The sequence below is a fragment of the Paraoerskovia sediminicola genome, from assembly GCF_030296575.1.
Classification (GTDB): domain Bacteria; phylum Actinomycetota; class Actinomycetes; order Actinomycetales; family Cellulomonadaceae; genus Paraoerskovia; species Paraoerskovia sediminicola.
The window spans coordinates 2,836,488-2,862,804 of the sequence record NZ_AP027729.1 but is presented as its reverse complement, the minus strand read 5'-3'; the positions used below and the strand labels follow the sequence as shown (position 1 = coordinate 2,862,804).

16 protein-coding genes, 4 tRNA genes and 2 pseudogenes are annotated in these 26,317 nt (G+C 72.7%); 17 read left to right on the top strand and 5 right to left on the bottom strand.

Annotation, left to right across the window (positions count from 1 at the left end; translation table 11 throughout):
• The 3 genes from QUE47_RS13220 to QUE47_RS17295 all read right to left on the bottom strand — a co-directional run bounded on the left by QUE47_RS13220 (position 1) and on the right by QUE47_RS17295 (position 3,600).
• A complete protein-coding gene (locus tag QUE47_RS13220) occupies positions 1–1,161 on the bottom strand; it encodes a site-specific integrase (RefSeq protein ID WP_286217665.1) in 1,161 nt (386 codons plus the stop codon).
• A gap of 172 nt (positions 1,162–1,333) precedes the next feature.
• A tRNA-Val gene (locus QUE47_RS13215) sits at positions 1,334–1,408 on the bottom strand.
• 161 nt (positions 1,409–1,569) lie between these two features.
• On the bottom strand, positions 1,570–3,600 hold the full coding sequence (locus tag QUE47_RS17295; protein ID WP_434019688.1) for a bifunctional chorismate-binding protein/class IV aminotransferase: 2,031 nt from the start codon (positions 3,598–3,600) through the stop codon (positions 1,570–1,572).
• A 187-nt stretch (positions 3,601–3,787) separates the two neighbouring features.
• Between QUE47_RS17295 and QUE47_RS13200 the strand changes: the two genes are divergently transcribed.
• From QUE47_RS13200 to QUE47_RS13165, 8 genes are all read left to right on the top strand, one after another.
• A tRNA-Gly gene (locus QUE47_RS13200) sits at positions 3,788–3,859 on the top strand.
• A 49-nt stretch (positions 3,860–3,908) separates the two neighbouring features.
• Positions 3,909–3,979: transfer RNA gene (locus tag QUE47_RS13195), tRNA-Cys, on the top strand.
• 52 nt (positions 3,980–4,031) lie between these two features.
• Positions 4,032–4,103: transfer RNA gene (locus tag QUE47_RS13190), tRNA-Val, on the top strand.
• A 212-nt stretch (positions 4,104–4,315) separates the two neighbouring features.
• Positions 4,316–4,882, top strand: coding sequence for a hypothetical protein (locus QUE47_RS13185; RefSeq protein ID WP_286217663.1), 567 nt, complete (start codon positions 4,316–4,318; stop codon positions 4,880–4,882).
• Complete coding sequence (locus tag QUE47_RS13180; protein ID WP_286217662.1) at positions 4,879–5,970, top strand: PrsW family intramembrane metalloprotease; 1,092 nt, start codon at positions 4,879–4,881, stop codon at positions 5,968–5,970. Before QUE47_RS13185 ends, QUE47_RS13180 begins: the two co-directional genes overlap by 4 nt.
• Before the next feature lie 67 nt (positions 5,971–6,037).
• Entirely contained in the window at positions 6,038–6,913 is an 876-nt protein-coding gene (locus QUE47_RS13175) for an alpha/beta hydrolase (RefSeq protein ID WP_286217661.1), read from the top strand.
• Between the two features lies 1 nt (position 6,914).
• Positions 6,915–7,940: an aldo/keto reductase gene (locus QUE47_RS13170; protein ID WP_350227569.1), complete on the top strand. Its 1,026-nt coding sequence runs from the start codon at positions 6,915–6,917 to the stop codon at positions 7,938–7,940.
• 109 nt (positions 7,941–8,049) lie between these two features.
• Positions 8,050–9,465 carry a DNA polymerase IV gene (locus tag QUE47_RS13165; protein WP_286217660.1) on the top strand — a complete coding sequence of 472 codons (1,416 nt, stop codon included), beginning with the start codon at positions 8,050–8,052 and terminating at the stop codon, positions 9,463–9,465.
• Between the two features lie 81 nt (positions 9,466–9,546).
• Here the strand turns inward: QUE47_RS13165 and ppdK are convergent.
• Positions 9,547–12,229 (bottom strand): annotated as a pseudogene (gene ppdK, locus QUE47_RS13160) (pyruvate, phosphate dikinase); the annotation flags it as partial.
• Between the two features lie 318 nt (positions 12,230–12,547).
• Between ppdK and QUE47_RS13155 the strand changes: the two are divergent.
• The gene (locus QUE47_RS13155) at positions 12,548–13,930 is read left to right on the top strand and encodes an XRE family transcriptional regulator (protein ID WP_286219507.1); all 1,383 of its coding nucleotides are present in this window, start codon (positions 12,548–12,550) and stop codon (positions 13,928–13,930) included.
• A gap of 5 nt (positions 13,931–13,935) precedes the next feature.
• On the opposite strand, the gene hrpB is transcribed toward QUE47_RS13155, so the two are convergent.
• A complete protein-coding gene (gene hrpB, locus QUE47_RS13150) occupies positions 13,936–16,305 on the bottom strand; it encodes an ATP-dependent helicase HrpB (RefSeq protein ID WP_350227753.1) in 2,370 nt (789 codons plus the stop codon).
• Positions 16,306–16,754: 449 nt separating this feature from the next.
• Between hrpB and QUE47_RS13145 the strand changes: the two genes are divergently transcribed.
• The 8 genes and pseudogenes from QUE47_RS13145 (at position 16,755) to QUE47_RS17285 (ending at position 26,210) form a co-directional block, all read left to right on the top strand.
• Entirely contained in the window at positions 16,755–18,269 is a 1,515-nt protein-coding gene (locus QUE47_RS13145; protein ID WP_286217659.1) for a polysaccharide deacetylase family protein, read from the top strand.
• A 65-nt stretch (positions 18,270–18,334) separates the two neighbouring features.
• Positions 18,335–18,610, top strand: coding sequence for a DUF2277 domain-containing protein (locus QUE47_RS13140; protein WP_286217658.1), 276 nt, complete (start codon positions 18,335–18,337; stop codon positions 18,608–18,610).
• Positions 18,611–18,647: 37 nt separating this feature from the next.
• The gene (locus QUE47_RS13135; protein ID WP_350227568.1) at positions 18,648–18,929 is read left to right on the top strand and encodes a hypothetical protein; all 282 of its coding nucleotides are present in this window, start codon (positions 18,648–18,650) and stop codon (positions 18,927–18,929) included.
• 362 nt (positions 18,930–19,291) lie between these two features.
• Positions 19,292–21,036 (top strand): annotated as a pseudogene (gene glgX, locus QUE47_RS13130) (glycogen debranching protein GlgX); the annotation flags it as partial.
• A 336-nt stretch (positions 21,037–21,372) separates the two neighbouring features.
• Positions 21,373–21,675, top strand: a complete 303-nt coding sequence (locus QUE47_RS17410) for a hypothetical protein (RefSeq protein WP_491018460.1) — start codon at positions 21,373–21,375, stop codon at positions 21,673–21,675.
• Entirely contained in the window at positions 21,672–24,299 is a 2,628-nt protein-coding gene (treY, locus tag QUE47_RS13125; RefSeq protein WP_286217657.1) for a malto-oligosyltrehalose synthase, read from the top strand. The genes QUE47_RS17410 and treY overlap by 4 nt, the downstream gene beginning before the upstream one ends.
• On the top strand, positions 24,289–25,209 hold the full coding sequence (locus QUE47_RS17290; RefSeq protein WP_434019687.1) for an alpha-amylase family glycosyl hydrolase: 921 nt from the start codon (positions 24,289–24,291) through the stop codon (positions 25,207–25,209). The genes treY and QUE47_RS17290 overlap by 11 nt, the downstream gene beginning before the upstream one ends.
• Entirely contained in the window at positions 25,206–26,210 is a 1,005-nt protein-coding gene (locus QUE47_RS17285; protein WP_434019686.1) for an alpha-amylase family protein, read from the top strand. The genes QUE47_RS17290 and QUE47_RS17285 overlap by 4 nt, the downstream gene beginning before the upstream one ends.
• Positions 26,211–26,317 lie beyond the last annotated feature (107 nt).

Genomic DNA, 26,317 nt, shown 5'->3' with positions numbered 1-26,317 from the left:
CTACCGTGTCAGTGCTCTGGCGCCTGACTGGTACTCCGCCTCGCCTCCCGCCGCTAGGGCGTCCATGCTCCGCGCGATCCCCGCGTCGCGATCTTGCATCGCGGTGACGTACCGCATCGCAACCGCTGCTGTCGACCAGCCAAATCTGGCCATGAGCTCTGCGCCCGTAGCCCCGAACTGCGCCGCACGGGTCGCCGCAGTCGCGCGTAGGTCGTGGAAACGGAGTTCAGGTCGACCGATCGCACATCGTGCGCGGTCCCACGTCTCGGTAAGAGCGGTCTGCGAGATCGGAGTGCCCACGGACGATGGAAAGACCAACCCGTCGCGCCCGGGCTGCGAGAACTTAGTCAGGTGGTCGGCGAGCGCCGCCACGGCCACTTCGGGAAGGTGAAGTGTGCGGATCGCCGCTGAAGTCTTGGGCTCACGAAGCACCTGACCCTCCCCACGCACCTGTTGGACCTGCCGGCGCACCGTCACCGTTCCTGCTTTCAGGTCGACGTCTCGACGAGCGAGCGCGCGCGCCTCACCCGACCGGAGGCCGCCCCATGCGGTCACGAGCACCAGAGCGCGGAAACGTTCTGGGACGTGCTCAACGAGCGCAACCACCTCTGACGGGGTCGCGATGACCTTTTCCCTCTGCCTAGGGGCGTTCGAGGCTCCGCGCACGGTAAACGGTGTGCGGTCAATAAGCCCATCGCGATAGGCCGCGTTGAACACGGACCCTACGAAGCCGTAGACCCTGGCAGCCATGGTTGGCCCTGTCGCCGATCGAACGTTCCCGAGCCACACCCGAACTTCCGTCGACGTCACCGACTTCAGTGCCATCCGCCCAAGCGGCTGGCACGACACGAAGCGGCGGATGTACGAGTCGTACTCCTCGCGCGTCCTTGGGGAGAGCGTCCGATCAGAAAGGTTTGCGTCTGCGTACTCCTGCACTGTCAACGCTCGAGCCGTGGTTCGAGATCTCGGGGCGGTCCACAGTCCGCGGGCGATCAGTGCCTCCTCCGCGATCAGCCACGCCTCTGCGTCCTTCTTCGTCGTGAAGGTCATCGAGTGCCGCGCAACATCGGGTCCCGTATACCTAGCTCGGAACCCCGTGCGCTTCTTGGTCTTGGCGTTCTTGCGCTCCTCGACCTCTCCGAAGCCTCGCTTGCCCGCCATGCGTCGTGCCTCACTCCGTCAGATTGCAGATCCCCCACTGGGATCACCTATGGGGGTGCTGTGGGGGAACGAACGTACCGCGATGGGGGGATCTGCTCACTCATGCTCGCCGAGTACAGGCACGAAAAAGCCCCCGGACCTGTGCTTTCGCTGGTCCGGGGGCGTTTCGGCTTGGTGGGCGATACTGGGTTCGAACCAGTGACCTCTTCGGTGTGAACGAAGCGCGCTACCACTGCGCCAATCGCCCGTCGGGTTCTCACCCCGCGGTGCTGGACGATAGTAGCGGGTCCGAGCCCGTGCTTACCAATCCGCCACGTGGCGAGCACGTGGCGACCGCGCGCCGTCCGGCGCCACCCAGCACCCCACCCAGCACCGACCGTGTACCGGTCACGGCCGAACGCGCACCCGTCACGGATCGATGGTCTCCGCCCGGTGACGCTGGAAGATCTCGCGGCCGGCGACCGTCAAGGGTCCCGCGTCGATCGCAACCCCGTCGAGCTCGGTGACGGGCTGCAGGTCGCGGATGCTGCTGGTCAGGCCGAGGTGAGCGCGCCCCTCCAGGACCTCGTCGAGCACCCCGTAGCGCAACTCTCCCGGCTCAGCCTCTCGCACGGGTAGGCCTTCCTGGCGGCCCCACTCGATCATGAGCTCGCGGCTGATGCCCGCGAGGCAGCCGGACGACAGCGGCGGCGTGAGCAGCTCGCCCCCGCGCTCGACGAACACGTTGGACCCGGTGCCTTCGCACAGCTCGCCGACCGTGTTGGCGAGGATCGCCTCGTCGCCGCCCCGCGCGGCAGCGAACGCGAGCGCCACCACGTTCTCCGCGTACGACGTCGTCTTGAGCCCGGCGACGGCGGACCGTTCGTTGCGGACCCACGGCGCGCGCACCGAGCGCGACGTCGGCGCGACGCTCGCGGGCGAGGCCGCCACGACGAGCGTCTGCGCCCCCGGCGTCCTGCCGGAGCCGAGCGGGCCCTGCCCGGCCGTGAGCGTGATCCGTACGCGGCCGGCGGTCTCGCCGGCTCGCTCGAGCACCTGCCGGACGGCGTCGCGCACCTCGGCCTCGTCGGGCACCTCGAGACCGAGTCCGGTCGCGGAGCGCGCCAGCCGCCGCAGGTGACGGCTGAGCGCGAACGCCTGGCCGCCGTCCACCGCCGCGGTCTCGAAGACTCCGTCCCCCACCGTCATGCCGTGGTCCACGGCGCTGATCGAGGGCTGATCGGCGTCGACGAACGTCCCGTCGACCCAGAGCGTGAGCGTCATGCGGTCAGTCTGCCGCACGCGGCCGCTCCGAGGCGCTCGACGCTCGGGAGGCCAACCCCACCAGTCGGCGGGCCTTGAGCTCGGTCTCGGCCCACTCGCCCGCGGGGTCGCTCCCCCAGGTGATGCCGGCGCCGGTGCCGAACCTGAGCACGTCGTCCGACCACCAGAACGTGCGTATGCCCACGGCGAGCTCCGCCTCCCCGCGTCCGCGTCGACCCAGCCGACGGCGCCGCAGTACGGCCCGCGCGGGGCGGTCTCGAGGTGGGCGATGAGGCGCAGCGCCGAGGACTTCGGCGCGCCGGACACCGAGGCGGGCGGGAACGTGGCGCCGAGCAGCGCCGCCCAGTCCACCCGCGCGCCGGTGCCGGTACCGGTACCGGCACCGCTACCGACGAGGCTGCCCTCGACCTCGGAGACCAGGTGCACGAGCCCCGGGTGCTCCTCGACGTCGAGCAGCCGGGTCACCTCGACCGTCCCGGGCTCGCACACCCGCTGGAGGTCGTTGCGCACGAGGTCGGTGATCATGACGTTCTCGGCGCTGTCCTTCGCTGTGAGCCCGCTCGCGGTGGTCGCGGTGCCCTTGATCGGGCCGGACGCCACCCGTCCGTCCGCGACCCGCAGGTAGAGCTCCGGGGAGGCCGACACCACCCACACCGGATCGACCCCCGCGCCCGCGGGGACATGGATCAGCCCCGCGTACGGGGCAGGGTTCCCAGCGGCGAGGACGCCCGCCAGCGCCTCGGCGTCCGGCTCGCCGCCGATCGCGGGGAGCGGCGCCGAGAGCACGCGGCAGATGTTCGCCTGGTAGACATCGCCCTCGCGGACGGCGGCGCGCACCTCGTCGACCGCGGTCTGGTACTCGGCGCACGACATCGAGCTCGTCCACGACGCGGCCTCCGGACCGCTCCATACGGCGCTCCCGTCCGAGGCGCCCACGACGCCCGTGCTCTCCGCGCCGGACGGCGGAGCGTCCGTCTGCGCGAACCGCCACGCCCGCGAGCGTGGCCGAGGCACCCCGGCCCAGGGGAAGTCGACGACGACGAACCACAACCCGCCGTCGTCCAGCGCACGGGGGTCCTCGGCCAGGTCGACGCACTGCTCGACCTGCCGCCCTGCCCTGCGGCCGAACCTGGCGACGCCGAGCCCCGCGGCTGACGTGTCGACGGTGGTGGGCACTCCCCACGCTACCGAGCGCGCTCTCCGCGGCGCGGGAGCGTCCGGCGGCGCACCCGAGAGCGGCAGACGTGACCCCGGCAGTTCAGGGCGACCCGCGGAATCCTGCCGGTTTGTGTTTCGCGGCTCCGGTCGTCTAAAGTTCAGGACGCGCCAGAACGCCGGGGGAAACCCCAGCGGCTCTGATCGTGCGGATGTGGCTCAGTGGTAGAGCATCACCTTGCCAAGGTGAGGGTCGCGGGTTCGAATCCCGTCATCCGCTCGGAGGACTCCTCTGATCGAGCGATCGATCCTTGAGGTATCAGCCTCAAGGTGGAGTGGCCGAGAGGCGAGGCAGCGGCCTGCAAAGCCGTATACGTGGGTTCGAATCCCATCTCCACCTCGCATTCAGCAGCACCTCGTGAGCACGACCATGCATGACCGGATTGACATCTGGGCGATTGGCGCAGCGGTAGCGCGCTTCCCTGACACGGAAGAGGTCACTGGTTCGATCCCAGTATCGCCCACACCGCAGAAGACCCCCTGAACAGCGAGTTCGCTGGTCCGGGGTCTTTTCGTTCCTCGGGGACCTGTTCCACCGAGCAGACACCGGACAGGCACCGAGCGAGTACCGAGCAGGTACCGGGCGACACGACCACTCGTACCGTGGCGCTGTCGCGCTGATGTTCGTTCCTACCGCTACTCTTCGCGCCATGAGAGCACATCGGAGATTGTCCGCATGAGGGTCGACGCGCGTCCGCGCCAGTGGGTCGGGGTGGCGCTCCTGCTGGGAACCTGCGCGGTGATGGCCCTGGTCCTGCCGCGATGGGCAGCGGCCTCGGCCCCCGCCACCGGCACCGAGCTCACCGCAGGCGATGCCGTCAGCGTAGGGGGCGTCTCGATCGTCCCCGACGAGGGCTGGACGTCGGAGTCCACGGACTTCCTGTCCGTGCACAAGCAGGAAGGCGCGCTCACGATCTTCCCGGTCACCCCGGTCGCCGGGTCCCCCGAGGACCAGCTGGCGGCGAGCGCCGAGGCGTACAAGGCGGACACCTCGACGACCTACGACATCGGGACTCCGGAGGAGTTCACCACGGAGTCAGGTCTGCAGGGCTATCAGTTGGTCGTCCTCAGCCCAGGCGAGGCGCTCGTCTCCTACGTCTTCACCGACGGGGACGTGCAGGCGACCGGGACCTTCAGCTCCACGGACAGGTCATGGAAGTCCCTGCACGACGAGGTGAGCGACATGGTCATGACCGTCGAGTTCACCGATGCCGACGCGGCGACGAGCGGGAGCGAATCGTGAGCACCACAGCCCCGACGACTCCGGCCCCTGACGCCACCGAGCGCAGATCGTCCTTCGTGCTCTCACCCGTGCTCGTGACGATGGTCGCTCTGTCCCTCTGGGGGGCGTGGAGTCTCTACTCGAACCAGCAGGTCAACTTCGAGGTACTCGGCGGAGCAGTCGCGCTGGGCGGTGCCGCGATCTGGGCGCTCTGGGGAGCGATCGCGATCGGCGCGATCGTCCTGCTGCAGCGGTACGCGCGCCGGCCCGTCTGGACGATCGTCCTCGCGCTGTGCTGGGGAGGCCTCGCTGCGACCTACTTCGGGGGCCTCGCCAACGATGCGATGTCGACGATCACGCAGAGCGCCTCCGGCGCGGACAGCACCGTGTGGACCACCGGCCCCGTCATCGAGGAGACCATCAAGGCGGTCGGCGTCATCGGGCTCGCCCTGGTCCCCGTCCTGCGACGGTTCGGGCCGGCAGACGGCCTGTTCTACGGGGTGCTCGTCGGTGCCGGGTTCCAGGTCGTCGAGGACTACGTGTACACGATCGTCTCCGCGATGGAGGCGGGCGATTCCCCCTGGGGCGGGATGCTGTCGACCGTGGTCCTGCGGGGCGGGTTCGGCGCGCTCTCCCACCTGGTGTGGACCGGCCTGCTCGGCGCAGGCATCGGGTGGGTCGCCTCAGGCGGGCGGCACGGCCGCGGCCTCCGGATCCTCGGCGCCGTCGGGCTCTTCGTCCTGGCCGTCGCGCTGCACGCTGCCGACGACCTGTTCGCGAGCAACAGCCAGATCGCCCTCACCCTCGCCGTCGACGTGCTCGGCCTGGTCATCCTGCTCGTCCTCCTCGTGCGGGTCCAGAAGTCCGAGCGTCGTCGGCTCGCGGCGCTGGCTGACGACCACGACGGTTGGGGCGTCGTGGACCGCGCGGACGTCACCGAACCTCACGATCGCGCCGGTCGGCGCCGCGAACGTCTCGCGCTGCGCTACGCCTACGCGGCCGACCAGTTCGGGCCGGAGAGCCGCTACGCGCGCAAGGCGGCATCACGGGTGGGGCCGGGAACTCCTGACGACCACGACTCACCGCGGCGGCACCAACCGAGCCACTGAGGCGCTCACCGCGCTCGAACGGCCGTTCCGGTAGCCCCGGGGCGGCCGTTCGCGTTTCATGAGCCCTATGACGAACCTCTCGACGCGGACGCTCGACGTCCCAGGCGCGACTCTCACGTACGACGTCCGCTCACCGGAGGCCGACGACGACCGTCCGCCGCTCCTCATGATCGGGCAGCCGATGGACGCGTCGGGCTTCGCGACGCTCGCGTCGCACCTCTCGGACCGCACGGTCGTGACCTACGACCCCCGGGGCCTCGGTCGCAGCACCCGCTCGGACGGTGAGGTCACGCACTCCCCCACACAGCAGGCCGACGACCTCCACCTGCTCGTCGGCGAGCTGGCCCTCGGGCCCGTCGTGCTGTTCGGCAGCAGCGGCGGCGCCGTCACCGGCCTCGACCTCGTCGCGCGCTACCCCGGCGACGTCCTCGCGTTCGTCGCGCACGAGCCACCCCTGCTGCCCGTGCTCCCGGACGCCGCGAACGCGGCCGCAGCGATGGACCGCGTCGAGGCGACGTATCGGGAGAAGGGCTGGGGTCATGGGATGGCCGCGTTCATCACCCTGACCGCCCAGCAGGGCGAGCTCCCCGAGGAGTTCGGGGCCGCACCGCCCGACCCGGCGATGTTCGGCATGCCGGCCGAGGACGACGGCGACCGTTCCGACCCGCTGCTGTCCGGGGCGTCGTCCGCCGTCACGTCGTTCCGACCGGACGTCGCGGCGCTCGAGGGTGCGTCGACCAGGCTCGTGATCGCTGCCGGCGAGGAGAGCGAGGGCACGATCACCTGGCGCACCAGCGCTGCGCTCGCCGACCTGCTCGGACAGGACCTGACCGTCTTCCCGAGCCACCACGGGGGCTTCCTCGGTGGCGAGTTCGGCCAGCAGGGCAAGCCGGCGGAGTTCGCGGCTCGGCTGCGCGACGTGCTCGCCCTGCTGGAGGCCTGACGTGGACGAGAGAGCCGGCGAACCGCGCCACGACGCGATCGACGGACCGACCGTCCGCGGGTCGGACGGCACGGACCTGCCCTGGCTGCGCCCGCTCGGCGCGATCGGGCGCCACGTCTCCGCGGTGACGGCCGGGGGCAGCCCGCTCGGCGGCATGCCCCAGCTGTACGGCCGCGACGTGGGCGTCGACGAGGCCGTGGAGACCGTCACCACGATCCTCGGCAGTCCCGTCCGGACGATCGACACCTCCAACGGGTACAGCGACGGGGAGAGCGAGCGACGCATCGGCGCCGGCCTCGCTGCCGTCGGCGGGCTGCCGGACGACGTCACGGTCATCACGAAGGTCGACCCGGCCGGGCGGGACTACTCGGGCGACCGGGTCCGCGCGTCGGTCGAGGAGAGCCGGGCCAGGCTGGGGATCGACACGCTCCCCCTCGTCCACCTGCACGATCCGGAGAACTTCTCCTTCGACGAGCTCGCTGCTCCCGGCGGCGCGGTCGACGCCCTCGTAAGCCTGCGGGAGTCGGGGGCCATCGGGTCGATCGGGCTCGCGGGCGGCCGCGTCCAGGCCATGACGCCGTACCTCAACCTGGGTGTGTTCGATGCGCTCCTGGTGCACAACCGCTGGACGCTGGTGGACCGCAGCGCCGGGGCGCTCCTCGACCAGGCTCAGGCCCAGGGGCTCGTGCTCATCAACGCCGCGGTGTACGGCGGCGGGCTCCTCGCCACGTCGAGCACGAAGCCCGGCGCGACGTACGGCTACCGGCCGGCACCGCCCGAGCTCCTTGCCGCCGTCGAGCAGATGCGCGCAGCCTGCGAGCGGCACGGCGTCGACCTCGCGACCGCGGCGCTCCAGTTCTCGCTGCGCGACCCGCGGTTCACGACGACGGTGGTCGGCATGAGCAGGCCGTCCCGGGTCGCCTCGACGGTCGCGGCCGCCGCGACCGAGGTCCCCGATGCGCTGTGGCCGGAGCTCGAGTCGCTGCTGCCGCCGTCGCACACCTGGGTCGACGCCCCGTCCGGCTGAGCGGCGTTCGGCAGCGCGCGCCAGGCCGCGACTGTCAGCAGCACCCGTCGGCCGCGGCCGACGGCGTCCGTCCGCAGTGTCCGTGCGGAATGTCAGGCACAGTAGGCACGTGGACCACGACCTGCTCGCCGACGCGGCGCGCCAGCGGTCCCGACCGACGATCCTGCACGCCGACGCGGACTCGTTCTTCGCGGCCGTCGAGCAGCGCGACAAGCCGTCGCTGCGCGGCAAGCCGGTGCTCGTCGGCGGGACGGGCGGGCGCGGCGTCGTGTCCACGGCGTCGTACGAGGCGCGGGTCTCGGGCGCCCGCTCGGCGATGCCGATGTCCCGCGCCCGGCGTCTCGCCCCCGCCGCCGCGGTCCTCTCGCCTCGGTTCGAGGCGTATTCCGCGTACTCGCGGGTCATCATGCGCGAGCTCGGGACGCTGTCGGAGCTGCTCGAACCGCTCAGCATCGACGAGGCGTTCGTGGACCTGGACGCGGGCCCGCACGCGGACGACCCGGCCGCGGCCGCCGTGGCTGTCCGGGCGCGGATCCGTGAGCGCACGGGCCTCGCGGTGTCGATCGGCGCGGGCCGCTCGAAGCTCGTCGCGAAGATCGCGTCGGACGCGGCGAAGCCCGACGGTCTGCTCGTCGTCGCGCCGGAGGACGAGGACGAGTTCCTGCTGCCCCTGCCGGTGCGCGCGATCCCAGGCGTCGGGCCGGCCACGTCGGCCGCGCTGGAGCGCATCGACGTCCGCACGGTCGCGGACCTGCGCCGCCAGGATCCCGACGTGCTCGCCGAGACGGTGGGCGAGTCGGCGGGGGTGTCCCTGTACCGGCTGTCGCGCGGCGTCGACCTCCGTCCGGTCGCGCCGTCGGGCGAGCGCAAGTCGGTCGGCGCCGAGCGCACGTTCGCGGCCGACATCTTCGGGGACGCGACCATCCGGGCAGCGGTGGACACGGTCGCCGACGAGGCGCTCGGCAGGCTGGAGACGCACGGGGGCGGGGCGCGCACGGTCGTCGCCAAGGTCCGTTTCGCGGACTTCACCACCGTCACCCGGTCGGTGACCCTCACCCACCCGAGCGGGGACCCCGCGACCCTGCGCGAGGCTGCCCACCAGGCGGCGCACGCCGCCGGCATCACCGACTCCGTGCGACTCCTAGGTGTCTCGTTCCACAACCTCTCGCCGCACGCCCAGCTCACCCTCGACTGGGACGGCGACCGCACCCCGGGCGCAGCCGGGGCGCCCGCCGCCGCGACGCCGTCCGACGACGTCCCGCGCTTCTCCCCGTCGCCGCGCGCCGCCGGGCGGGCGGGACCGCGCCTGCTCGACGAGGCGGGCAGCCGGCCGGGGCTCGACGTCGAGCACCCGACCCTGGGTCGAGGGTGGGTCGTGCACGTGCGCGGCCGCGAGGCGACGGTCCGGTTCGAGACGGTCGACACCCCGCCGGCCCGGTCACGCGTCGTCGACCTGGACACCGACCCGCTCACGATCGTCCCGCCGCTCGCAGCCATCGTCCTCGAGGAGGACGAAGGTGCCTGACGGCACGTGATGGCACGTGATAGCACGTGACGGCACGTGACGGCGCAGCGCGCCGCCGTCAGACGGTTGCGTCCTCCCCGCGACCGCCGCACGCCCTGCCTCGAGCCGAGCCACCGGCACCCGGTACGGCGAGCACGAGACGTAGTCGAGGCCGGCGTCGTGCAGGAACCGGATCGACTCGGGGTCGCCGCCGTGCTCACCGCAGACGCCGAGCTTCAGGTCGGGCTTGGTGGCGCGCCCGCCGGCCACGCCGGCCGTGACGAGCGCCCCGACGCCGTCGGCGTCGAGCGTCTCGAAGGGGAGATCGTCAGGACGCCGTTGTGCAGGTACTCGGCGAAGAACGCTCCCTCGACGTCGTCGCGCGAGAAGCCCCACGTCGTCTGGGTCAGGTCGTTGGTGCCGAACGAGAAGAAGTCGGCCTCCTCCGCGATGCGGTGGGCCGTGAGCGCCGCGCGGGGCAGCTCGATCATGCAGCCGATCGGGATCGTCAGCGCGACCCCGGCCGCGGCGGCCACCTCCGCCACGACCTCCTCGGCCTGCTCCCGGACGATCTGCAGCTCTCGGACCGACCCGACGAGCGGCACCATGATCTCGGGGCGCGGGTCCTTGCCCGCGGCCCTCAAGGTCACCGTCGCCTCGGCCACCGCGCGGACCTGCAGCGCGAACAGCCCAGGCAGGGTCAGGCCGAGGCGCACGCCCCGCAGCCCCAGCATCGGGTTCTGCTCGTGCATGCGCCGCACCGCGGCGAGCCGGCGGACGTCGTCCGGGTCCGCCTCGCCGTCACGCTCCGCGAGGGCGACCTTCACGGCGAGGTCCGTGATGTCGGGCAGGAACTCGTGCAGCGGCGGGTCGATGAGGCGGATCGTCGTGGGCAGCCCGTCCATCACCTCGAGCAGCTCGGTGAAGTCCCCGCGCTGCAGCGGCAGCAGGTCCGCGAGCGCCGCGTCCCGCTGCTCGTCGCCGTCGGCCAGGACGAGGCGCTCGATGTGGATGCGGCGGTCGCCGAGGAACTGGTGCTCGGTGCGGCACAGCCCGATGCCCTGGGCGCCGCGCTCGCGGGCCCGGCGGGCGTCGTCGGCGGTGTCGGCGTTGGTGCGCACCGCCATGCGGCGCACGTCGTCGGCGTGCCCGAGCACGCGGTCGACGGCGGTGACGAGCGCCCGGGTCTCCGGGTCGTCGCCGGCGGCGGCGAGTCCCGCCTCGAGGCCTGAGGCGACGTAGACCATGACGGGCGAGTCCACGACGGGGACCTCACCGAGGAACACCTCGCCCGTGGTGCCGTCGATCGCGACGGTGTCGCCCGGGTGCAGGACGACGTCCCCCACCGTGACCGTGCCCGCGGCGGTGTCGACATCGAGGGTGTCCGCACCGACGACCGCGCACTTACCCATGCCGCGGGCCACGACCGCGGCGTGGGAGGTCTTGCCGCCTCGGGCCGTGAGCACCCCGGCGGCGGCGATCATGCCCTCGAGGTCGTCCGGGTTGGTCTCGCGGCGCACGAGGATCACCGTGCCGCCCTCGGCGGCGCGGGCTACGGCCGCGGCGTTGTCGAGGACGATCTCGCCGACGGCCGCGCCCGGCGACGCGCCAAGCCCGCGGGTCAGCGGCGTGCGCTCGGTCGCGCCGTCGAACTGCGGGAACAGCAGCTGGGAGAGCTGGTCGCCCGTGCACCGGGTGAGCGCCTCGTCCATGGTGATGAGCGACTCGTCGACGAGCTCGGTGGCGACGCGGAAGGCCGCGGCCGCCGTCCGCTTGCCGACCCGGGTCTGCAGCAGCCACAGCTTGCCGCGCTCGATCGTGAACTCGATGTCGCACAGGTCGCGGTAGTGGGTCTCGAGGCGGCGCATCGCGCCCGTGAGCTCGCCGTACGAGACGGGGTCGAGCAGCTCGAGCTCCGCGAGCGGGAGGGTGTTGCGGATCCCCGCGACGACGTCCTCCCCTGCGCGTTGGACAGGTAGTCGCCGTACACGCCCGACTGCCCGCTGGACGGGTCGCGGGTGAAGCAGACGCCGGTCCCCGAGCTCTCGCCGAGGTTGCCGAAGACCATGCTGACGACGTTCACCGCGGTGCCGAGGTCGTTGGGGATGCGCTCGCGGCGACGGTAGAGCCGGGCGCGGTCGGTGTTCCACGAGTCCAGGACGGCTTCGACGGCCATGTCGAGCTGCTCGCGCGGGTGCTGCGGGAACTCGCGCCCGGTCTCGTCACGGACGATCTGCTTGAAGGTCTCGACGAGGTCGCGCAGGTCGCCGGGCAGGAGCTCCGCGTCGGCGGCGACCCCGGCGGAGCGGACCTTGTCGTCGAGCGCGCCGGCGAAGAGCTCGCCGTCCACACCCAGGACGGTCTTGCCGAACATCTGGATCAGCCTGCGGTACGAGTCCCACGCGAACCGCTCGTCCCCCGAGAACTCGGTGAGGCCCTTGACCGACGCGTCGTTGAGCCCGATGTTCAGGACTGTGTCCATCATGCCCGGCATCGAGTGCCGGGCGCCCGAGCGCACGGAGACCAGGAGCGGCTCGTGGAAGTCCCCCAACCGGCGCCCGATCTCGTCCTCGATCTCCCGCAGCCCGAGCGTCACCTCGACGCGGAGCTCGGCGGGCACGTGCCCGTCGCGCATGTACGCACGGCAGGCCTCGGTCGTGATCGTGAACCCGGGCGGCACCGGCAGGCCGAGGCGGGTCATCTCGGCGAGGTTCGCCCCCTTGCCGCCGAGCAGGTCCTTCTGGTCCTTGTCCCCGTCGGCGAAGCGGTACACGTAGCGCGGCATGGTGTCTCCTTGGTGACGAGATCGTCGTGGCAGCTCCGGAGGCCCGGTGCGAGTCGCTGTGAACTTCCGGCGAGATCCATCGTCGAGCGCCCCGCTGCGGTCGCTCAAGGCGCACCGTCGAGCAAGAACCGAGATTCTTTCGCTATCGTCAAGAACATGACTGCTGCTCCCCGCCGCGCCCTCGTCGACGTACCGCACGGTCACGAGCCCGGTCCGCCGGGCCGGAGCGGGCAGGCCGGGCGCGCGGCTCAGTCGGGTTCCGCCGAGGCGCTCCTCGTCCTCGGACGGCGCATCCGTCACCTGCGCACCCGCGCCGGCATGACGCTCGACGACCTCGGGCGCGCCGCCGGGACCACCGCGAGCCAGCTGAGCCTCGTCGAGAACGGACGACGCGAGCCACGGCTCTCCCTGCTCGAGGCCGTCGCGAGCACCCTCGGGACGACCACCGCGGAGCTCCTGTCCCCCGAGCCGCCGTCCCGACGCGCGGCGCTCGAGATCGAGCTGGAGCGGGCACAGAGCACGGGCACCTACGCCTCGCTCGGGCTCCCGGTCGTGCGACCCGGCAAGTCGTTCCCGACGGAGGCTCTCGAGGCGTTCGTCGGGCTGCACCGGGAGCTCGCACGCCGCGCCGACGCGGCGATCGCGACCCCCGAGGAGGCGAGGCGGGCCACGACGGCGCTCCGCCTGTGGATGCGCGAGCGCGACAACTACCTCCCCGAGATCGAGGACGAGGCGACAGCGCTCGTCGCGCGCACCGGGTACTCCTCGGGAGCGCTCACCCACCGCGCGGTGAGCCAGATGGCCGACCACGTCGGCTTTCGCCTCATCCACGTCGACGACCTGCCGCACTCGACCCGCACGGTCACCGACCTCGCCAACGGACGGATCTACCTGCCGCCCGCGTCGATCCCGGGCGGCCACGGACTCCGGTCGCTGGCCCTGCAGGCGATCGCGCACCGGGTCCTCGGCCACCGTGACCCCACGAGCTACGCGGACTTCCTGCGCCAGCGTGTCGAGATCAACTACTTCGCCTCGGCGTGCCTCATGCCGCGCGAGCAGGCGGTGGCACGGCTCGGCGAGGCCAAGGCGCGCAAGGACCTCGCGGTCGAGGACTTCCGCGACCTGTTCGGGGTCACCCACGATGCCGCGGCCCAACGGATGACGAACCTCCTCACCTCGCACCTCGGGCTGCGCCTGCACTTCCTGCGCGTCGGCGCCGACGGGACGCTCTTCAAGGGCTACGAGAACGACGGCGTCCGCCTGCCCACCGACACGACGGGCGCGATCGAGGGCCAGGTCGTGTGCCGCGCGTGGGCGTCACGGGCGGCCTTCGCGCAGCACGACCGGGCCACCGAGTACTACCAATACACGGACACCCCCGAGGGGACGTTCTGGTGCACCACCCAGACGGGGACGGCGACCGGCGGAGCCTTCTCGATCAGCGTCGGCGTGCCGTTCGCCGCCGCCAAGTGGTTCCGGGGCCGCGAGACGACGACGCGCCTCGCCTCCCGCTGTCCCGACCCGGCGTGCTGCCGCCGCCCCGAGCCCGGGCTCGCCGAACGCTGGGCGCCCCACGCGTGGCCCAGCGCAGCCGTGCACGCCCACGTGCTGTCCCCGCTGCCGACCGGTACGTTCCCCGGGGTCGACGAGGGCGCCGTCTACGCGTTCCTGGAACGGCACGCGCCCGGCCGGACGGGCTGAGCGGATCAGCCTCTGCCCTCCCGCGGCCGCCGCACCCGGCGCGTCGGCTCCACGCTGAACGGGTCCTCGGGCCACGCGTGCTTGGGGTAGCGACCCCGCATCTCGGCGCGCACCTGCGCGTACGGGCCGGACCAGAACGACGCGAGGTCGGCCGTCACCGCCAGCGGCCGACCCGCCGGCGAGAGCAGGTGCAGCAGCACCGGCACACGGCCCCCGGCGAGCCTCGGCGTGTCGACCCAGCCGAACGTCTCCTGGAGGCGGACCGCGAGCACCGGCTGGTCGCCGGAGTAGTCGACCCGGACGCTCGAGCCGCTCGGCACGTCCAACCGCTCGGGGGCCAGCGCGTCGAGGTGCGCCGCCTCGGGCCACGGCAGCAGCCGGCGCAGCGCCTGGTGGACGTCGATCCGCTGGAGGCCGCCGGCGGCCCGCACACGCAACAGGTCGGGGGCCAGCCACGCGTCGAGGCCGGCGAGCAGCGCTGCGTCGTCCACCTCGGGCCACGGGCTGCCGAGCGCCCGGTGGCAGAACGCGAGCCGCTCGCGCAGCGCCGTCGCCCCCGCTGACCAGCGCAGCACGCCGAGCCCGTCGGCCCGCAGGCCGTCCTGGACCGCCGCCTGGACGAGTCCGACGTCCGGGTCGTCGAGACGGGCCGAGGTGAGCTCGATCGCACCGAGACGGCGGGTCCGACGCGCGACCACGCGACCGGCCTCCCACCGCACGACGTCCTCGTCGACCAGCGCCGACGACGCCGCCTCGATCGCGGTCTCCTCGTCGATCGGCGCCGCCGAGCGGATCACGGCGTCCGAGCGCCCCGCGCCCCGGTCCGCGTCCGCGACCGCGAGCCACGGCGAGCCTGCGAGCGCCGACCCCGGCGGCAGCGCCGCCCCGGTGCCCGAGACCATGAGGTAGGTCGACCCGCCCGGCCGCAGCCTCGCGACCCGGTCGGGGTGGGCGAGAGCCACCACGACACCCACGGCGAGGTCGTCGGGCATCCGCTCGGCAGGCCGGCCGGGTTCCCGTCCGCCGGTCAGTCGCGTGGACCCGTCGTCGGACGACGTCGCGGACGACGTGGCGATCAGCTCCAGGCGCCGCGCCTGCGCCAGCCACCCGTCGGCGGCACCACCGCCGGAACCATTGCCCTCCCGGCCGCTGCCCCGGCTCCCCGCGTCGCTCCGGCCTCCCCGGGCCGACCGCAGCGCGGCGGCGAGGTCCCCGCCCGGCGCACGGACGTCGTCCGACAGCAGGGCGACGACCTGCGCGGCGCGACGCGCACCCACGAGCTGCGCCCCGTCGAGCAGGGCGCGGCCGAGCCGCGGGTCCACGGGGACCTCGGCGATGCGGCGACCGCGATCGGTGACCGCCCCGGACGCGTCCACGGCGCCGATGGCCTGCAACGTCGCCTGAGCCGTGGCGGCCGCCGCGGGCGGGGGCGCGTCGAGCAGGGCGAGTCCTCGAGCGCCGGGGGCACCCCAGCAGGCCGTCTCGAGCGCGAAGGACGTGAGGTCCGACGTCCGGATCGCCGGTTCGGGGAACGCTGCCAGCCGGGCGTGGTCGGCCTCGGACCAGCACCGGTAGACGGCGCCCGGGGCCTCACGACCCGCGCGGCCGGCACGCTGCTCGGCCGCGGCCCGGCTCACCCCCACGGTGACCAGGCCCGCGAGGCCGCGCCGGTGGTCGGCGCGCGGCTCCCGTGCGAGCCCCGCGTCGACGACGACGCGGACCCCCGGGACCGTCAAGGACGACTCCGCCACCGCGGTGGCGACGACGACCCTGCGCCGTGCCCCCTGCACGAGCGCGAGGTCCTGCTCCCGGGACGGCAGACGGCCGTGCAGGGGGCGGACGTCCACGGGCGCACCGCTGCTCGTCGCCCCGCCGAGGCGCCGCGCGACCTGATCGATCTCGCGTACGCCGGGGACGAACACGAGGACGTCGCCCTCTCGCTCGTCGAGCGCTCGGCGGACGGTCGCGGCGACGTGGTCGAGGAACCCGGGGGTCACACCGCGGTCGTCGGTGCGCCTGACCCGTGCCGGCAGCGGGCACCAGACCTCCTCGACCGGGTGCGTGGCGCCGGGGACGGTGACCACGGGCGCGGCGGTGCGGGCGTCAGGACCGGCATCTGGACCGGCACCTCTACGGGTATCGGGACCGGCGACTGGACCAGCGAGGACGGCGGCGGTCCGCTCGGCCTCGACCGTCGCCGACATCGCCAGCACCGGGAGGTCCGGGCGCAGCACGGCCCGGACATCGACGAGCAGCGCCAGCGCGAGGTCGCCGTCGAGGTGGCGCTCGTGGACCTCGTCGAGGACGACCGCCGCCACCCCCGGCAGCTCCGCGTCCCGCTGCAACCGGCGCAGCAGGATCCCCGTCGTGACCATCTCCACGCGCGTCTCGGCGCTCGTGCGGGACTCCCCCGCACCGTGACGCCGACGGTCCGCCCGACGGGCTCGCCGAGCAGCGACGCCAGCCGGCGGGCGGCGGCGCGGGCCGCGATCCGGCGAGGCTGCGTGACGACGACGCGTCCGGGCGGCACGTCGGCGCCGCCGGCCTGCCCACCGGCGTGACCGTTCGGGCCGCCAGGATCTCGTGCCACCCACGCCGCGAGCGCCGGCGGGACCAGCGTCGTCTTGCCCGTCCCGGGCGGCGCCACGACCACGGCGACGCCTCGATCCTGGACGGCCGCGACGATCGCGTCGAGACTCCCCGCCACCGGGAGGTCGGGCGGGTCATCGAGGAGTCGTCGCAGCGGATCGGGCACGCACCGAGTCTGCCTCGTCCGGCACGGACGGTGCTCGGACGACCGGCCGTCGTCGGGCAAGATGTCGCTGTGACCTCGACACCACCGCCCCCGACGCCCGACGACCCCCGGCCCTCCCGACGCCGCAAGGCGGTCGTGTGGTCGATCAGCGGGTTCGTCGTGATCGCCGCGGCGATCGTCGTCGCCCTCGTCCTGACCGGCGGTGACGAGGCGACGCCGACGGCCGCCGAGACGCCCACGGCATCCGCCACCGCGACCGGTGCGCCGCTCGTCGCGAGCGTCGTGGACGTCCCGGCGCCCTTGGACCACTCCGCCGTGGCCGGCCTCGTCCCGGCCCAGTACTCGACCACCGAGGACACCGACCAGCGCGCCGTCGCGACGGTCTCGGTCCCCGGCGACGACTCGCTCAACGCGCTCCTCGACGAGATGGCGAGCGCCAAGATGGACGAGTACGAGAACAGCGTCGACCCCGACGGGATCGGCAACGAGCTCAACATCGGCTGGAACCCGGTGCTCGCCGCCGGCGACGTGCTGGGCGTCCAGGTCACGACCTACTACTTCACCGGTGGCGCCCACGGGCGCGACCTGACGGAGTCCGTGTACACGGACGTCGCGGCAGGGACCAGCTGGCCCTCGACCGACCTGGTCGGCGACCAGGACCAGCTCGCGACCTGGGTCGGTGAAGCCGGTGCGGAGGCGCAGCTCTCGACCGAGACGCCGGACCCGGAGCTCGTCGCGCGCGACGTCCGGTTCGCGGACGACGGCTCGATCACCGTCGTGCTCGACCAGGGCGTCATCGGCCCGGAGTCGGCCGGCGTCACCGCCGTCCGCGTCGAGCCGGACGCCGCCGCACAGGTCCTCACGGACGAAGGGCTGACCGTCCGCGACGCCGCGATGGCCGCGGACCCGTTCACCGGCGTCCCCGAGCCGACGCAGGCGCCGTCGGGCGGTGGGACGAACGGCACCGGTGAGGAGGTCGACTGCGACGAGCTGAAGTGCATCGCGCTGACCTTCGACGACGGTCCGGGCGAATACACGGACACGCTGCTCGACGAGCTCGCGGACAAGGGCGTCAAGGCGACGTTCATGCTCGTCGGGCGCAGCGTCGCGACCCACCCCGACGCCGTGGCGCGCGAGGTGGCCGAGGGGCACGCGATCGGGAACCACACGTGGGACCACGCGGACCTGCGCAAGCTGTCGGCCGACCAGATCAAGGACGAGATCGACCGCACGAACGACGCGATCGAGGACGCCGCCGGGATCGGCACGACCCTGGTCCGCCAGCCCTACGGGGCTACGAACGACACCGTGACGGGTGTCCTGACGGACGAGGGAGACGCCTCGATCCTCTGGGACGTCGACACGGAGGACTGGAAGAACCGGGACGCCGACGAGACGACGCAGCGAGCGCTGGACGGCGCCCACGCTGGAGCGATCATCCTCATGCACGACATCCACCCGACGACCGTCGAGGCGATCCCGGGGATCATCGACCAGCTCCAGGACGCCGGCTACACCCTCGTGACGATCCCCCAGCTGCTCGGCGACGACCTCGAGCCCGGGTCGGCCCACTTCTCGGGCTGACTCCCCCGGGCGGTACGGGTCCGAGGCCCTTCTCAGGCCGCTCGCACCGGCGTAGCGTCGGTCCCATGTGCCGCAACATCACCGCGCTGCGCGGACTCGAGCCCGAGGCGACCGACGAGGAGATCGAGGCTGCCGCCCTGCAGTTCGTCCGCAAGGTCGCGGGGATCGGCTCGGTCAGCGCCGTGACCCGCGAGCCCGTCGACCGCGCCGTGGACGACATCTCCGCGATCGTGCACCGGCTGCTGGACGAGCTCCCGGAGCGCAAGGTGCCACCGAAGACCGAGCCCCCGCTGCGACGTCCGGAGGTCAGGGCCCGGCTCGGCCTGGCCGAGGCCGGCTGAGCGCTGGTCGGGCTCCCTGCCCGCTACTGTGGTCGCCGTGAGCGACGAGACTGCCGTCAGTCATGAGATGCGGCGCGCCAAGGCGCGTGCCCAGTCGTCCCACGTCACGGTCGGGGACGTGCGGCACACGGACACCGGAGAGGTGACCATCGGCTGCTCCTGCGGCATGACCCTCACCAACGGACCGGGCTGGTCCGTCGACGAGCACATCCGGCTGCACCGCGCCGAGGCGCGCTACCTGGCGCTGAGCCAGGTGGCACCCGCCGGGATGCCCCGGCTGATCCGGGTCGACCCGGACCGGCTGCCGCGGACCGACTGAGCGTCAGAGCTCGTCGGGGTCGTCCCAGGACGTGCCGGACGACGTGCGCTCGATGCGCCCTCTCCCCGCTCGCGCAGGGACTGGGGCGCGCGCGAGGCGTCCCCGCCGGAGAGGACGTCGCCGGGTTCGGCGTCCTTGTCCGTCCGCGGGGAGAGCCGCGCCGAGCCGATGTCTGCCGTGTTGGGGTCGTCGCGGCGGTGACGTGGGCCAGGTTTCGCATCCATGCTTCCGGTCTACCAGGTCGTCGGGGCGGACGCATGGCGCACCGCGGAGAGAGCGTGTGACCGGAGCCACATTCACTGACGGCCGAACCCGACCCCCTCCTCGACGCGGGTGTCACACCGAGGTGCGATCATTCGCAGATGCAGATCTGGCCAGGACACCCCTACCCCCTCGGTGCGACCTTCGACGGGAGCGGCACCAACTTCGCCCTCTTCTCGGAGGTCGCCGACCGCGTCGAGCTCTGCCTGTTCGACGACGACGGCGTCGAGACGTGCATCGAGATCGAGGAGACCGACGCGCACGTCTGGCACCTCTACCTCCCCACCGTCGGGCCGGGCCAGCGCTACGGCTACCGGGTGCACGGACCGTACGACCCCGAGAACGGCCACCGCTGCGACCCGTCGAAGCTCCTGCTCGACCCGTACGCGAAGGCGATCGACGGGCAGATCGACGGCGACCAGTCGCTCTTCTCGTACCAGTTCGACGACCCGGACCAGCGCAACACCGACGACTCGTCGCAGCACACGATGATCTCGGTCGTCATCAACCCGTTCTTCGACTGGGGCCACGACCGTCCCCCGGGCCACGACTACCACGACAGCGTGATCTACGAGGCGCACGTGCGGGGCCTGACGATGCAGCACCCGGACGTCCCGGAAGAGCTGCGCGGCACCTACGCGGGCATCGCGCACCCCGCGATCATCGACCACCTGTCCGGCCTCGGCATCACCGCGATCGAGCTCATGCCGGTGCACCAGTTCGTCAACGACCCGCACCTCGTCGAGAAGGGCCTGTCGAACTACTGGGGCTACAACACCATCGGGTTCTTCGCGCCCCACAACGGGTACGCCGGCTACGGGTCGCGCGGCGAGCAGGTCCTCGAGTTCAAGTCGATGGTCAAGGCGCTCCACGAGGCCGACATCGAGGTGATCCTCGACGTCGTGTACAACCACACGGCCGAGGGCAACCACCAGGGGCCGACGCTCTCGTTCCGCGGCATCGACAACGCGGCCTACTACCGGCTCGTCGACGACGACCGCACCCACTACTTCGACACGACCGGCACCGGCAACTCGCTGCTCATGCGGTCCCCGCACGTGCTGCAGCTCATCATGGACTCGCTGCGCTACTGGGTCGAGGAGATGCACGTCGACGGCTTCCGCTTCGACCTCGCTGCCACGCTCGCCCGGCAGTTCCACGAGGTCGACCGGCTCTCGGCCTTCTTCGACATCGTCCAGCAGGACCCGATCATCTCCCAGAGCAAGCTCATCGCCGAGCCCTGGGACCTCGGTGCGGGCGGCTACCAGGTCGGCGGGTTCCCCCGCTGTGGACCGAGTGGAACGGCAAGTTCCGGGACACGGTCCGTGACTTCTGGCGCGGGGAGGCGTCCACGCTCCCCGAGTTCGCGAGCCGCATCACCGGCTCGTCCGACCTGTACGAGCACTCGGGTCGCAAGCCCATCGCCTCGATCAACTTCTTCACCGCCCACGACGGGTTCACGCTCACCGACCTGGTCTCCTACAACGACAAGCACAACGACGCGAACGGCGAGGGCGGCAACGACGGCGAAAGCCACAACCGGTCCTGGAACAGCGGCGCCGAGGGGCCGACGGACGACCCCGAGGTCCTCGAGCTCCGGCACCGGCAGCGCCGCAACTTCCTCACTACGCTCCTGCTGTCCCAGGGCGTGCCGATGATCGCGCACGGCGACGAGCTCGGCCGCACCCAGCAGGGCAACAACAACGTGTACTGCCAGGACAACGAGCTGTCGTGGATCGACTGGGACCTCGACGACGCCGACGCAGCGCTCCTGGAGTTCACGCGCATGCTCGTCAAGCTGCGGCGCGAGCACCCGATCCTGCGTCGCCGCCGGTTCTTCGTCGGTCGCGGGCTCGAGAAGGTGGCCGACGCCTCCCACCTGGAGCCCGCGACGGTGGAGCTCAGGCCCCCGGACGGCACGTCGACCCGGCCCTCGCTGTCGCCTGCCGACGACAGCCCTCCGCAGGTCGCGGCGAGCGCCGTGGGGCCCGACGCTACGGCCCGGTCCTCCGCGGAGAGCGGCCCCACCGCACCCGGTCGGACGGCGAAGCCCGGCGCGACCGCGAAGGCAGGCTCACCGGCGGCCACCGCCGAGCCCGACGGGCCCGACGAGACCTCTGCGGCGGACGAGACCCCCGAGGTCCTGCCGGACATCGAGTGGTTCGACATCACGGGTGACCGCATGGACGCCGTCGACTGGAACAACTCGTACGCCCGCTCGGTGATGGTCTTCCTCAACGGAGACGTCATCTCGGAGCGCGACGCGCGAGGCGTCCCCATCGTCGACGACTCGTTCCTCATGCTCCTCAACGCGCACTACGAGTCTCTCGACTTCGTCCTGCCGGCGCAGGAGTACGGCACGACGTGGACCGTGGTCCTGGACACCGATCACTCGGTCGAGCCCGGGGACGAGCTCGCCGCCGGCGACACCCTGACCGCCGAGGGGCGGTCCGTCGTCGTCCTGACGCGGGACCCGGCAGCATGAGTGACCGTCGCCGTCCGGCACCCGGGCGCCCCTACCCCACGTCGACGTACCGGCTGCAGCTGAGCGCCGACCTCACGTTCGACGACGCCGCGGCGCAGGTCCCGTACCTCGCGTCGCTCGGGGTCACGCACCTGTACCTGTCGCCGATCCTCCAGGCCGCGCCGGGCTCGACCCACGGGTACGACGTCGTGGACCACTCCCACATCAGCGCGGCGCTGGGTGGTCGCGCCGGTCTCGAGCGACTCTCGGCCGCGGCCCGCGGTGCCGGCCTCGGTCTGGTGGTGGACGTCGTCCCGAACCACATGGCCGTCCCGACGCCCGTGTGGCACAACCGCGCCCTGTGGTCGGTGCTCGCCGAGGGCGCCGAGTCCCGGTACGCGCACTGGTTCGACGTGGACTGGTCGGGCGGTGAGGGCGCGGTGCTCATGCCGGTCCTCGGGGCGCGCATCGGCGACGTCCTCGCCTCGGGCGAGCTGACGGTCGAGGAGATGGCCGTCCCGGTCGCCTCCGACGGAGAGCGGCTCGTGGACGACGCGGCCCAGGCGGCGCACGGCACGACCACGGTCCTGCGCTACTACGACCACGTGTTCCCGGTCCGCGCGGGCACCGAGGACCTCCCGCTCGCGGAGCTCGTCGAGCGCCAGCACTATCGGCTCGCGTTCTGGCGCGTCGCGGACGAGGAGCTCAACTACCGCCGCTTCTTCGACGTCGGGACGCTCGCCGCGATCCGCGTGGAGGACGAGAGGGTGTTCGCCGCGACGCACGCCGTGCTGCTGGACCTGATCGCCGACGGCACCGTCGACGGCCTGCGGATCGACCACCCGGACGGGCTGGCGGACCCCGGCCAGTATCTCGACCGCCTCGAGGAGGCGACGGGCGGCGCCTGGGTCGTGGTGGAGAAGATCCTCGCCGGCGAGGAGAAGCTGCCGCCCGACTGGGCCACCGTCGGGACGACCGGGTACGAGGGCATGTGGCGCCTGCAGTCCCTGTTCGTCGACGCCGCGGGGCGCGCCGCGCTCGCGTCCGTCGCCGAGGAGCTCACCGGGCAGGGCCCCGGGGGCCTGGCTGCGTTGATCGAGCGGTCGAAGCAGGAGATCGTCGACGGGCCGCTCGACGCCGAGGTCCACCGGCTCAGCGACCTCGCCACGGACATCTGCCGTGAGGACCCTCGGCTGCGCGACCACACGTGGCGCGGCATCGAGGAGTGCTTGCGGGCGCTGCTCGTGGCGTTCGACCGCTACCGGTCGTGCGTCGTCCCGGGCGAGCCGTCCCGGCGCGAGCCGGTCGAGGTCACGCTCGAGGCCGCCGCCAAGGCCCGCGCCGCGCTGCCCGACACCCGGCACGAGACGCTCGACGTCGTGGTCGACCTGCTCCTCGGCCACGAGGTCGGCAGCGCCGGCCGCACGCGCGAGGCCCGTCGCGACGAGCTGATCGTGCGGTTCCAGCAGGTCTGCGGAGCCGTCATGGCCAAGGGCGTCGAGGACACGACGTTCTACCGCTGGACCGAGCTCACGTCGCTGTGCGAGGTGGGCGGCGAGCCCGACCGCTTCGCGCTCGCGCTCCACGAGTGGCACGCGTTCGCCCACCGCCAGCGCACGCACACGCCGCTCGGGCTCACCAGCACCTCGACGCACGACACGAAGCGCGGCGAGGACACCCGCGCCGCGATCGGCGTGCTGAGCGAGTTCGGCGACGAGTGGGTGCGCACCATCGCGGCCGCCCGGACGGCGTCGGCGGGGTACCGCGGCGCGCTCGTCGACGGGCACGCCGAGAACCTCCTCTGGCAGACGGTCGCCGGGACATGGGTGCCGGACGGCACGACCCCGGGCCCGATCTCGCCCGAGCGGCTCGTCGACTACCTGACCAAGGCGCTGCGGGAGGCGAAGCTGCGCACCGCATGGACCGCCGTGGACGAGCCGTACGAGCGCGCTGTGGCGGACCTGGCTCGCGGCGCGCTCGCCGACCCGGCGATCCTCGAGATCTTCGGCGGCTGGGCCGAGCGGCACCTCGAGCCGCTGCGTGCCGCGGCTCTGGGCACCAAGCTGGTCCAGCTCACGATGCCGGGCGTCGCCGACGTGTACCAGGGCAGCGAGACGTACGGGCCGACGCTGGTCGACCCCGACAACCGCCGACCCGCCGACGTCGAGGCGTTGGCCGACCGCCTGGAGCGCCTCGACGGCGGGGAGGGCGCCCGCTCGCTCGGCAGCCAGAAGCTGCTCGTCACCTCGCGGGCCCTGCGGCTGCGCCGCGAGCTGCCCGCGGCGTTCGTCGGCGAGGACGCAGGCTACGACCCGGTGCCCACGTCGTCGACGTGCGCCGTCGCGTTCGCACGGACGATCGACCACGTGCCCGCCGCCGTGACTGTCGTGACCCGGCTCGCCGGGACCGTCGAGCGCTTCGGCGGCTGGGCGGGGCACACCTTGGCGCTCCCCCAGGGTTCCGGCGAGGGGCGCTGGGTCGACCGCCTGACAGGACGATCCTTCCCGGCCGGGCCGGTGCCGATCGCCGAGGTCTTCGAGGACCTCCCGGTCGCGCTGCTCGTCCACGAACCGACCGAGACCGACACGACGACCGGCACGACGACCAGCACCGACGTCGAGACGGAGACGAGCCATGGCCGCTGACGCGTCGTGCGTGTCGTCGCCCCTGCGCGTCTGGGCCCCGACGGCCTCGCGCGTCGACCTGGTGCTCCCCGCGGCGGGCGACGGGACCTACGGGCGCGAGGACGTCGTCCGACCCCTGAACCCGACCGACGGCGGCTGGTGGGTCGCGGTCGAGGACGTCCCCGCAGGGACCGACTACGCGTTCTCCGTGGACGGCGGGCCCGCCCGGCCCGACCCGCGCAGCGCGCACCAGCCGTACGGCGTGGACGGCCCGAGCCGCCGGTTCGACCCCGCGTTCGCCTGGACCGACGCCACGTGGCAGGGCCGGGACGCCCGTGGCGCGGTGACGTACGAGCTGCACGTCGGCACGTTCACGGCCGAGGGCACCCTCGACGCCGCGGCAGCCCACCTCGACGAGCTCGCGGAGCTCGGCGTGCAGATGGTGGAGCTCATGCCGCTCGCCGCGTTCGGGGGCGATCGCGGCTGGGGCTACGACGGCGTCGACCTGTGGGCCGTCCACGATGTCTACGGCGGGCCGCGTGCGCTCCAACGTTTCGTGGACGCCGCCCACGCCCGCGGGCTCGGCGTGTGCCTCGACGTGGTCTACAACCACCTCGGACCTGCCGGGAACTACCTGTCGACGTTCGGCCCGTACTTCACCGACGAGCACCAGACGCCGTGGGGCTCGGCCGTGAACCTCGACCAGGACGGGTCGCGCGAGGTGCGGGCCTGGGTCATCGAGAACGCGCTGCACTGGTTCGAGCAGTTCCACGTCGACGCGCTGCGCCTCGACGCGGTGCACGCGCTCATCGACGACTCCCCGAGCACCTGCTCGCCGAGCTCTCGCGTCGGACGGCGCGGCTCACCGAGCAGGTCGGGCGTCCGCTGTCGCTCGTGGCCGAGTCGGACGAGAACCAGCCTGCGACGGTGACCCCACTGGGTGAGCAGGTCCGGCCGGGATGGAAGCCGGGATCGGCCTCGGAGTCGGGCTCGGACGCAGCAGGGCATGGCACCGCCGAGCTCGACGCCTACGGGCCGCGCGGCATGACCGCGCAGTGGGCCGACGACGTCCACCACGCGATCCACGCGCTCCTCACCGGCGAACGTCACGGGTACTACGTCGACTTCGGTTCCGTCGAGGTGCTGCGCAAGGCGATGACCGGGGCGTTCGTGCACGACGGGTCGTGGTCGACGTTCCGCGGCCGGGCGTGGGGCGCGCCGGTGCCGCCCGGCACGGACGGGCACCGGTTCGTCGTCTGCGCCTCGAACCACGACCAGGTCGGCAACCGGGCCCTCGGCGACCGGCCCGCCGCACGCCTCGACGTCGGCGGACTCGCGATCGAGGCGGCGCTGGTGCTCTGCTCGCCCTTCACGCCGATGATCTTCATGGGCGAGGAGTGGGGCGCGAGCACCCCGTGGCAGTACTTCACCGACCACCAGGACCCCGAGCTCGGTGAGGCCGTCCGCGTCGGCCGCACGCGCGAGTTCGGCGGCCACGGGTGGACCGAGCTCTACGGCGGACCGATCGAGGTGCCGAACCCGCAGGACCCCTCGACGCGGGACGCGAGCGTGCTCGACCGCGCCGAGGCCGCGAACGGCGACCACGCGCGGCTGCGCGACTGGTACCGGACGCTCGTCGCTCTGCGCAGGTCGGTGCCGGACATCGCCTCGGGCGACCTGGGCGCCGTGCGCGTCGAGGCCGTCGGGGCCGTCTCTGCCGGCGACGAGAGCGGTGCCGCGGATGCGAGCGCGGCGATCGTGCTGCACCGTGGCGCGGCAGGGGTCGTGCTGAACCTCGGCGCCGACCCGGTCGAGGCACCGCTGACCGAGGGCCTCCGGGTCGCGGCGGCGTGGGACGACGCGACGACCCTCGACGGCACCGCCCTGCACCTGCCGGGCCGGTCCGTCGCTGTGCTCGTACCGGGAGCCTGAACGGACCGGCCGTGAGCAGCGCGGGCCTGCGCCGGCCAGCGACCGACCTGCACCGACCTGAGAGGACGACCATGTCGAAGAAGTCGAAGAAGTCGAAGAAGAAGTTC